Source organism: Endozoicomonas atrinae (assembly GCF_001647025.1).
Classification (GTDB): domain Bacteria; phylum Pseudomonadota; class Gammaproteobacteria; order Pseudomonadales; family Endozoicomonadaceae; genus Endozoicomonas; species Endozoicomonas atrinae.
This window is the reverse complement of record NZ_LUKQ02000230.1, coordinates 1-8512: the sequence shown is the minus strand read 5'-3', so window position 1 is coordinate 8512 and position 8512 is coordinate 1. Positions and strand designations below refer to the sequence as shown.

13 protein-coding genes are annotated in these 8512 nt (G+C 47.6%); 3 read left to right on the top strand and 10 right to left on the bottom strand.

Annotated elements, in window-relative coordinates:
* The coding region (locus tag AK963_RS32370) for a hypothetical protein (RefSeq protein ID WP_139117586.1) at window positions 1–232 on the bottom strand (232 nt) is incomplete at its 3' end.
* Between AK963_RS32370 and AK963_RS22160 the strand changes: the two genes are divergently transcribed.
* Window positions 231–758 carry a general stress protein gene (locus AK963_RS22160; protein WP_066017598.1) on the top strand — a complete coding sequence of 176 codons (528 nt, stop codon included), beginning with the start codon at window positions 231–233 and terminating at the stop codon, window positions 756–758. The genes AK963_RS32370 and AK963_RS22160 overlap by 2 nt on opposite strands.
* A gap of 67 nt (window positions 759–825) precedes the next feature.
* Here AK963_RS22160 and modC read toward each other — a convergent pair whose 3' ends face one another.
* The 8 genes from modC to mobA form a co-directional block, all read right to left on the bottom strand.
* Window positions 826–1899 (bottom strand): molybdenum ABC transporter ATP-binding protein, encoded by a 1074-nt coding sequence (gene modC / locus AK963_RS22155; protein WP_066017597.1) that lies wholly within the window; start codon window positions 1897–1899, stop codon window positions 826–828.
* A complete protein-coding gene (gene modB, locus AK963_RS22150; protein WP_066017596.1) occupies window positions 1899–2591 on the bottom strand; it encodes a molybdate ABC transporter permease subunit in 693 nt (230 codons plus the stop codon). Before modB ends, modC begins: the two co-directional genes overlap by 1 nt.
* Complete coding sequence (gene modA / locus AK963_RS22145; RefSeq protein WP_083232839.1) at window positions 2592–3410, bottom strand: molybdate ABC transporter substrate-binding protein; 819 nt, start codon at window positions 3408–3410, stop codon at window positions 2592–2594.
* 35 nt (window positions 3411–3445) lie between these two features.
* Window positions 3446–3889 (bottom strand): molybdopterin synthase catalytic subunit MoaE, encoded by a 444-nt coding sequence (moaE, locus tag AK963_RS22140; RefSeq protein ID WP_202969829.1) that lies wholly within the window; start codon window positions 3887–3889, stop codon window positions 3446–3448.
* A gap of 200 nt (window positions 3890–4089) precedes the next feature.
* The gene (gene moaD / locus AK963_RS22135) at window positions 4090–4341 is read right to left on the bottom strand and encodes a molybdopterin converting factor subunit 1 (protein ID WP_066017594.1); all 252 of its coding nucleotides are present in this window, start codon (window positions 4339–4341) and stop codon (window positions 4090–4092) included.
* Entirely contained in the window at window positions 4338–4853 is a 516-nt protein-coding gene (gene moaC, locus AK963_RS22130) for a cyclic pyranopterin monophosphate synthase MoaC (RefSeq protein ID WP_020582313.1), read from the bottom strand. Before moaC ends, moaD begins: the two co-directional genes overlap by 4 nt.
* A 2-nt stretch (window positions 4854–4855) precedes the next feature.
* The gene (moaB, locus tag AK963_RS22125; protein ID WP_066017593.1) at window positions 4856–5392 is read right to left on the bottom strand and encodes a molybdenum cofactor biosynthesis protein B; all 537 of its coding nucleotides are present in this window, start codon (window positions 5390–5392) and stop codon (window positions 4856–4858) included.
* 77 nt (window positions 5393–5469) lie between these two features.
* Entirely contained in the window at window positions 5470–6048 is a 579-nt protein-coding gene (gene mobA / locus AK963_RS22120; protein WP_066017592.1) for a molybdenum cofactor guanylyltransferase, read from the bottom strand.
* Between the two features lie 173 nt (window positions 6049–6221).
* On the opposite strand from mobA, the gene AK963_RS22115 reads away from it, so the two are divergent.
* Entirely contained in the window at window positions 6222–6980 is a 759-nt protein-coding gene (locus tag AK963_RS22115) for an HpcH/HpaI aldolase family protein (protein ID WP_066017591.1), read from the top strand.
* A 26-nt stretch (window positions 6981–7006) separates the two neighbouring features.
* Here AK963_RS22115 and AK963_RS22110 read toward each other — a convergent pair whose 3' ends face one another.
* Window positions 7007–7462: a YcgN family cysteine cluster protein gene (locus AK963_RS22110; protein ID WP_066017590.1), complete on the bottom strand. Its 456-nt coding sequence runs from the start codon at window positions 7460–7462 to the stop codon at window positions 7007–7009.
* Between the two features lie 291 nt (window positions 7463–7753).
* Here AK963_RS22110 and AK963_RS22105 point away from each other — a divergent pair, with 291 nt between their 5' ends.
* Entirely contained in the window at window positions 7754–8404 is a 651-nt protein-coding gene (locus AK963_RS22105; RefSeq protein WP_066017589.1) for a hypothetical protein, read from the top strand.
* The last annotated feature ends 108 nt before the right edge of the window (window positions 8405–8512 follow it).

The following is an 8512-nucleotide window of genomic DNA, read 5'->3' as shown; positions in this document are numbered from 1 at the left end:
GAAAATCAACATCATTAAAACCTTCGGGTAGCTGTGGTCGACGAGACATCTGTTCTAGATAATGCATGGTAATGATGCCTAAGCATAGTTGGCGGCAGCTTAAGGATTTAGAAAATGCGATTGGTATTACATTACACGAAGGTTGATGCACAAAACTGAAAATCTCTAAAACTTCTGACACACCCAACAGAGTCAAGAGACTGCTTTCAGTCTCTATCTGGAGCATAACCATGAAAACTCCGAACACCTGTGTTGCCGTCTATAAAACCCACCATGCTGCTGATGATGCGGTTAAGCGCCTGCAAAAAGCGGGCTTTGAGATGAAAAAGATATCGGTCATTGGCAACGACTACCACACAGAAGAGCATGTCGTTGGTTATTACAATACTGGCGATAGAATGAAAGCCTGGGGAAAAATGGGGGCTTTCTGGGGTGGGCTCTGGGGTATTCTATTTGGTGCCGCTTTTTTTGTAATTCCAGGCGTTGGCCCAATGGTAGTTGCAGGGCCATTGGTTTCCGCCATTGTTGGAGGTCTTGAAGGCGCGGTTATTGTCGGCGGTTTATCCGCGCTGGGCGCAGGCCTTGCCAGCATGGGTATTCCCAAAAACAGCATTGTACGCTATGAAGAATCACTCTCCGCAGGCAGCTTTCTACTGCTTTATAACGGCACAGAAGAAGATGTTGCATCTGCGGCAAAGGTTTTGCTTGAAGATACCGACCACGACGGCGTGGAAACTCATAACAAAAACGATGACTAGTTAAATAAGATTTTCCTTATGTTCAGCCACTGCACTTTAAAATGTAGTGGCTGAATGAAAACTCACATTAGATAACATCAAGACAAGACCCTTTAAAATGGGCAAAAACTTTTTGCCCCTCAGCTAGATTTAATACTCCTATTGCTCTTCTGGTAACCAGTGCTAGTAACGTCTGCCCTTCTGCCTCCATAAACAGCATGACATTTTTAGAATCAAGCTCCTGTATGGCTCGAATGGTTGTCGCTACTCGATTCTGAACACTTGTACAGTGGACGTCTTCTACAACAATACTGACTTCCTGAGCAGGTAATATCACTCTCAGGTCTGTTCCCCGTGTTGCTGCTATTTGATTCACCAATAGCTTCTGTTGACCAAACAACAGCTCTGTGAACCCATATTCCTGATCATGGCTTCCCACCTGCACTTCCAGGATAGACAGTGCACAGTCATCCCTGGTTAATAAAGAACCTGGCCGGCTGAGTAATTGACGGCACTCTCCACGGGATAAAACCTGTCCCTGATCAATAAGCACCAGCTTATCTGCGAGCCGTGCAACTTCTTCACGTGCATGACTCACCATAACAACAGGGGTTCCGAAGTATTGATGAATATTTCTCAAGCAGGGCAGAATTCTTGTTTTTGATGACCAGTCAAGCGAAGCAAGAGGTTCATCCATTAATAAAAGGCGGGGCCCACTTAATAGGGTTCGAGCAATAGCAACTCGTTGCTTTTCTCCTCCGGAAAGCTTATCAACGGTTCGTCCAAGCAAATGCTCAATATCAAGCTGTTCAACAATCTCTGATAGTGATGGCATGCTGGCATTAGCCCTGGCCCGCTTCAACGCAAACCGGAGGTTTTCCATGACATCCAGATGGGGAAACAACCTGGCTTCCTGAAATATATAACCAATACCCCGGTGTTCCGGGGGAACCCATATCTCCTTTTCAGAATCCTGCCAGACTTCGTCATTAAACTGGACCAATCCCTTGGCATGTGTTTCCAAACCGGCAATGGTTCGCAGCAGTGATGTTTTACCACAACCAGAGCGTCCCATAATGGCCCAGGTGGTATCGGTATCCAGAGACTCATCAACACTAAGAACAAAACGGTCCCGGGGAAGCTGAATATCTATTCTTAGCATTAACTACGACCAGGGATTGATTTGAGGGGTAATTGAGTAGCGGGCTTACGATCAAGACTGTAAAGGGTAATCAGAAGCATCATGGCAAATACCATAAGTCCCGCTGCAATCTGATGGGCCTCAGTAAACTGCTGTGATTCCACGGCGTCAAACAAGGCAATAGATAGAACCTGTGTCTCTCCGGGAATATTGCCACCAATCATAAGAACCACACCAAATTCCCCAATGGTATGGGCAAATCCCATGCAGGCGGCCAGAATCATCGCCCTGCGGGTACAGGGAAGCACCACATTAAAGAATCGATCCACTCGCCCTGCTCCCATCATCGCTGCAACCTCAAGAAGGCCTTTGTCCAGCTGTTCAAATGCCCGCTGAAGTGGCTGCACCACAAATGGCATGGAACAGAGAACAGAGGCAATCACCAGCCCGGTAAAACTGAATGCCAGCGTTGTGCCAGTGAAAGAAAGCCAGGCCTGGCCAACTGCATAATTAGGGGAAAAAAGCAAAAGCAGATAAAAGCCCAGGACGGTAGGCGGCAACACCATCGGAAGACCAACCAGAGCTTCCAATACCGGTCTCAGCCGACTCTGCATATTAGCCAGGCCCCATGCCATGGGAATCGCCAGCAGCATCAGAATAATGGTGGTAATGGTTGCCAGCTTCAGCGTTACCCAGACAGCAGTGAGCAGCATTCAGAGCGCTTCCCTTTTATTCTCGGAAGTTGTTTTAGCATTCAACTCGGCTATTTTCGTTGATACGGGGAGATAGCCCTGTTTAGTAATAGTCTTCTGAACCGGCGGTGACAAAATAAACGACACAAACTCCCTTGCCACTTCAGGCTGGCGAGTCCGATTTAAGATAACCAGATCCTGCCGAATCGGATCATACAACGTTGCAGGAATCGCAAAAATATGACCATCGTTGTCTTTATGGTCGACCAGCTGTGCTTTCGCCACCAGCCCTACGGGAATATTACCACTGGCCACAAACTGCCACGCTTGCTGAATACTGGCTCCCTGAACCAGGCGGGACCTGAACGATGACCAGAAACCCAGTTTTTCCAGAACCTGCTGTGCGGCCAAACCATAGGGTGCCGTTGCAGGGTTGGCAATGGCCAGGCGCCCCTCATAAACAGCCAGGTCCTCCAGCGTCATGGTGTTATTTTTCCCACCCTTTCGGGAAAAACCAGGACTCCATAGCACCAGTTCTCCCAGGGCATAAGAATGCCGACTACCTTCCAGTGTCAATCCTTTTTTTTCCAGCAGTTCAGGCCTGAGGCTATCAGCTGACAGAAAAATATCAAAAGGAGCTCCATTGGTGATCTGGTTATACAACACACCGGTAGATGCTGAGGAGATTAGCAACCGGTGTCCGGTTTCTGCTTCAAACGTCTTTGCCAGAACTTCCAGCGATGGCTTGAAGTTTGCTGCAACGGCTAATTTCAGTTCTTTTGCGTAGGCCGATGCCCCCAGACAAGAGAGAACAAACGCTAAAAATAATGTTCTTAACATGAAGCAGCCGTTGTTTAAGAGTTCATTTTCAAAGGTCAAAGCCAGCGATCAGCCGCTTCCTGGTCAGACTCACGCTCATCCACCCAGCGATCCCCCTCTGGAGTCGTTTCTTTCTTCCAGAAAGGAGCACGGGTTTTCAGGTAATCCATAATAAATTCACAGGCTGCAAAGGCTTCTTTACGATGGGCACTGGCGACACCAACAAAGACTATTCTGTCCCCGGGATGCATTTTCCCTATGCGATGAATAACCCGAACCTCCTGAAGCTCCCAACGCTCCATGGCCTCATCAATAATTTCCTGCAGGGCTTTTTCCGTCATCCCCGGATAATGCTCCAGAAACAGTCCACCAACCTCATCCCCAAGGTTCATGTCCCGAACCGTACCGGTAAAGGTAACAATGGCTCCTGATGACTTATTCCCTTCAAGGCGTTCATATTCATGGCCGGGGTTAAAGTCTTCTACTTGAATGGAAATCAAGGCTCTAATCCTGTTTGTGCTTTGGACCACAAAGACACTTAGAAACTGTCCTGAAATTATTTCCACATTTCAAGGGACGCTATCCGCTGCCGGCCTCCCGCTACCCGTGTGTGCTTCTGCGGGAAGCGGGTGGCGGGCGGCGGCATTTTGAATAATGTGGAAGTTACTTAAGGACAAATCCTTAGTGGTTCAAATAAGAATCATCCCCCGGTGACTGGAGGAAAAAATGCCACTTCATCGCCTGAGGTCAGAGTGACATCCTTGCGAGTCATATTCTGGTTGATAGCAACCAGTGTACGATCACTCATCATCACCTCACGCCACGCTTCACCTTTTTCAGCCAGCTGGCTTTTTAATTCAGAGAGTAAAGTTGAATACTCTCCCTCTTCAAGAGACAACTGCTCGCAGTTCAGTTGTTCGCGAAAGCTGGCAAAGAACAGTACTTTAATCATGCTGCACCGCCTGATAAAGACGTCTCCTGACCGTGAATATAATGACCACTTCGACCACCACTCTTTTCCAGAACACGAATGCCTTCAATATGCATCTCTTTGTCCGCAGCCTTGCACATATCATAGATAGTCAAAGCGGCAACCGATGCCGCCGTCAGTGCTTCAATCTCAACACCGGTTTTTCCACTCAGGCGACAGCAGGTTTCGATACGAATCCTTGAATGCTCGTCTTCAAGCTGAAACTCAACACCAATAAAGTTCAGCATTAGTGGGTGACAAAGCGGTACCAGTTGGCTGCATTGCTTTGCTGCCTGAATCCCGGCGATTCTGGCAACAGCAAGCACATCACCCTTTTTCAGGCCATTGTCTTTTACCAGTGCCAGCGTCTCAGGAGCCATGTAGATGTAGCCTTCAGCTCGAGCTTCACGACGGGTGATGTCTTTCTCACCAACATCAACCATGCTGGCCTTACCGTCACTGTTAATATGGGTAAGGGACTCTGATTGAGACACGATCAACCCGCCTTTTTCAGTTGTTCAACAAAGTTGCATGGACGGTGCTGACTGTTCAGCTGATCCTTGATAATGCCTTCCCAGGCTGTCTTACAGGCATTATTGGAACCTGGCATCACAAAAATAACCGTTCCGTTGGCCATGCCCGCCACAGTCCGGGACTGGATGGTGGAAGTTTTAATCTGTTCATAGGAAAGCTGACGGAACAGCTCACCATAGCCGTCAATCTGCTTGTCAAAAATAGGCAGCAGTGCTTCTGGCGTACTGTCTCTTCCAGAGAACCCGGTACCGCCAGTGACCAGAACGGCCTGAACACAGTTTGGAGACCCAGCATCACTGGCAATCCAGCGGGATACCACTTCCCGGATCTTGTAGATATCGTCTTTTACAATGGCCTTGTCGGCAAGCTTATGGCCAGCAGCCGTCAAACTCTCAACCAGTAAGTGACCGGATGTATCGTTTTCTTCGGTACGGGTGTCGGATACCGTCAGCACGGCAATGTTGACAGGAATAAACTCATCAAACTGATTATGAGCCATGGATATTCTCGCTCCAGTCTACTTTTATACGTATTCAGAGGGGATGCCAGGAGGCTGTCCGCAATAGGGACGCTAGCCTATTTCTTAGCAACCTCTTTCTTAACCAGATCACGCCAGTCTTCAGGCGTATTGGCGTTTACAAAAAGATCTGCCATGGATGACGGCAGTGGTATTGCCTGCCCATCCAGCTGCTGCTGCAGGCGCCAGAGTGCATAGTCCCTCGGATTGTCACTCTTTATAGAGGTCTCAACGGCCTGTCGCAGTTCAATAGTTACCGGCAAAATCATGGGCAGATTAAAGCCCTTGAAACAGCAGGCCTGCTGCTGCCCCCCAAGGATCTGAATCGCTTTAGCAGGAACCAGTGGCATATCCACAGGAATCACCAGAAGTCGGTCTCCATCCTGCAATCGCTTTAAAGCAGCATGAATGCCACTGATAGGACCTCTTCCGGGAACAACATCCTCAATGACAGAATCATCAATGGAAAAGCCGGATCCACTGATCAAAACCTTATCAACCCCGGCCTGGGTCAGCAGAGACATCATATGCCGGTAAAGAGGTTTGCCATCCCAGCTCAGCTGTGACTTGTCCTGTCCCATCCGGGAGGAACGACCTCCAGCCAGAACCAGACCATAAAGCGCGCCATGAGCTGTCATTCGATCACAGACTCTTTCTTTCAATATTCAAATTTACGAAGGTAGTGTAAGGTTTTCCGCTCCCCTGACAAGCCTCAAGATCAATTATCACGCATATTTAAGGCAGCAGCCTATCCCACCTGCCCGTTAGCTATACTTCATTGACCACATTAAACTGACAACAATGATCAACAATGAGAAAGAATCAGGTACTGAGCCTTTTCCAGCAGAATAAGACCGCCATCAACTGCTGGCTTATTCACCCATGCCCAATGACAGCTGAACTGATTGCCCATCAGGGTTTTGACTCAATGACCATTGACATGCAACACGGCATGATCGGCTTTGAATCAGCTCTGACTATGCTGCAGGCCATATCAACCACATCCGTTACCCCCATTGTCCGGGTTCCCTGGCTCGATCCTGGCATCATTATGAAAATGCTGGATGCCGGTGCATACGGTGTAATCTGCCCGATGATTGAGACAGCAGAACAGACCCGGGAATTTGTCGCCACCTGCCGCTACCCATCCAAAGGCAACCGCAGCTTTGGCCCCAGCAGGGCGATGATCTATGCGGGCAGTGACTACCCTGAAAAAGCAGAAGAAACCATTCTGCCCATTGTGATGATTGAAACCCGTCAGGCACTGGATAACCTGGATGAGATTCTCACTACAGAAGGACTTGGAGCCGTCTATATTGGCCCCTTTGATCTTTCCTATGCCCTGGGCTGCCAGCCTCAGCCTGACAATTATGAGCCACCGGTTATGGAGGCTATCGACCACATCCTTTCCTGCAGCAAAAAGCATGGCGTACCTGCAGCCATCCACTGCATGGGGCCAGAATTTGCTGATCGTATGCGAAAAAAAGGATTCAGCCTGGTAACCGCTGGTTGTGACGCAGACTTCGTCAGATCCGGCGCCTCACACACTATTAAAGCGTTGAGGCAGTAGCCAGAAGCTTTCCGGTAACAGGCTGCTCAACTCACCCGGATAATATAATCAAACCAATCCGAAGGGTCCGAAACCTCTTCTTCCGAGGCGATATCCTTGCCCTTGATTGAAAAGCCGGATTCATGGACAGAATCTGGATCCCCAGTATTCAGAGGGTGCCATTCCGGAAGGTCATACCCATGATAGAGCAGGTTATAAGCACAGCTGTCCGGCAACCATGGCAAATGTTCATGGAGGGTTTTCGGGGTAAACTTGATACAGTCATCCACATACTTGCGACGGTGTTTATAATGCCTGCAGCGGCAGGTTTCCAGATCCAGGAGCCGACAGGCCACCGCCGTGGTGTGAATTTCATCGGTATCGGCATCAATTATCTTATTGAGACAGCAGCGACCACAGCCATCACAGAGTGACTCCCACTCTTCAGGCGTCATCTCGGTTAACGATTTTACCTGCCAGAATGCAGGTTCCTGCTCACTCATCAAACACCTAAACACTTTATAACATTGGATTTAATGTCAGCATACTATCACTTCAAAAGATGACAATACGCGATAGCCATATACTTACATCATTATCAATATCTGAACTGATACCAGAATCAATTACCCAAACCTGCAGGCAGCTCTCATATGGAAAAACAATACTTATCAATACCGCTTCTATTACAAATTAAAGATACCGCGTAGACCCCCAAAGGTATGAACTACCTCTGCATTAAATGATCTTTTTCCGTATTACATTCTTGATGATGGAGAAATAAAATTCAATTCATGTCAGACAAGGAACTTTTCACTAAAAAAAAACAACTAACACATATTATTTTTCAAGAAACTCCACCACAACTTAATACTATGGACATTACCAAGCCACCATCCAGCCCTGGAACCAGCACTCAACTACTGCCAGCAAAAGAGCTTCATGAACAAGCTACGGTAAATTGCAGGATAAAAACAGTGCAGTCAGTTAGCTTTATTCAACAAGAGGACTTAGAGGCACAGGTCGGAGCACAATCAAAGCCCAGAGATATATCACCCAGGGATAGAACCGTAATTGAGTTTTCAAAGTTTTGCTCAAGCGGCTTTTATTCAGAACCGGGTATAAGTAGTAGCAGGCTTCCTGATGAACTAGGCTATACCTATTCTTACAATGCAGTCTCAGATTTTTGCAGTGTGGCGCGAATTTTCAGTCATAGCCACAAAAGCCTTTTTAATGACATTACAGATACGATTAGAGTCAACAGCGATGATGAAGACAGGACCAGAACGACCCTGAGAAAATTAGTTCATTCAGATCAATACGATAATGTGAAAGGTATAGAAGTTGCCAGAAACGCTATCCCTATTAAAGCAAGAGAAGTTACCCATACAGAAAATTCAGAAACTGACTTCTTAAGCTGCCGAAGGGGTGCTCTCTCAATTTGATAACTGACTCATAGGTTAGCTTCAACCTTTCCAGTCATGAACTCAGACCAAAGTTGTTCCCAGCGCCCCTTACTCTGGATCAGTGCTCTTGTTGTCAAAAGCACTTCC

Excerpts from the sequence above, each read along its gene's own strand:
- moaB (WP_066017593.1), bottom strand. The coding sequence starts at position 5,392 with ATGGCTCATAATCAGTTTGATGAGTTTATTCCTGTCAACATTGCCGTG.
- AK963_RS22115 (WP_066017591.1), top strand. The coding sequence starts at position 6,222 with ATGAGAAAGAATCAGGTACTGAGCCTTTTCCAGCAGAATAAGACCGCC.
- AK963_RS22110 (WP_066017590.1), bottom strand. The coding sequence starts at position 7,462 with ATGAGTGAGCAGGAACCTGCATTCTGGCAGGTAAAATCGTTAACCGAG.
- AK963_RS22160 (WP_066017598.1), top strand. The coding sequence starts at position 231 with ATGAAAACTCCGAACACCTGTGTTGCCGTCTATAAAACCCACCATGCT.
- modA (WP_083232839.1), bottom strand. The coding sequence starts at position 3,410 with ATGTTAAGAACATTATTTTTAGCGTTTGTTCTCTCTTGTCTGGGGGCA.
- moaD (WP_066017594.1), bottom strand. The coding sequence starts at position 4,341 with ATGATTAAAGTACTGTTCTTTGCCAGCTTTCGCGAACAACTGAACTGC.
- modC (WP_066017597.1), bottom strand. The coding sequence starts at position 1,899 with ATGCTAAGAATAGATATTCAGCTTCCCCGGGACCGTTTTGTTCTTAGT.
- modB (WP_066017596.1), bottom strand. The coding sequence starts at position 2,591 with ATGCTGCTCACTGCTGTCTGGGTAACGCTGAAGCTGGCAACCATTACC.
- AK963_RS22105 (WP_066017589.1), top strand. The coding sequence starts at position 7,754 with ATGTCAGACAAGGAACTTTTCACTAAAAAAAAACAACTAACACATATT.
- mobA (WP_066017592.1), bottom strand. The coding sequence starts at position 6,048 with ATGACAGCTCATGGCGCGCTTTATGGTCTGGTTCTGGCTGGAGGTCGT.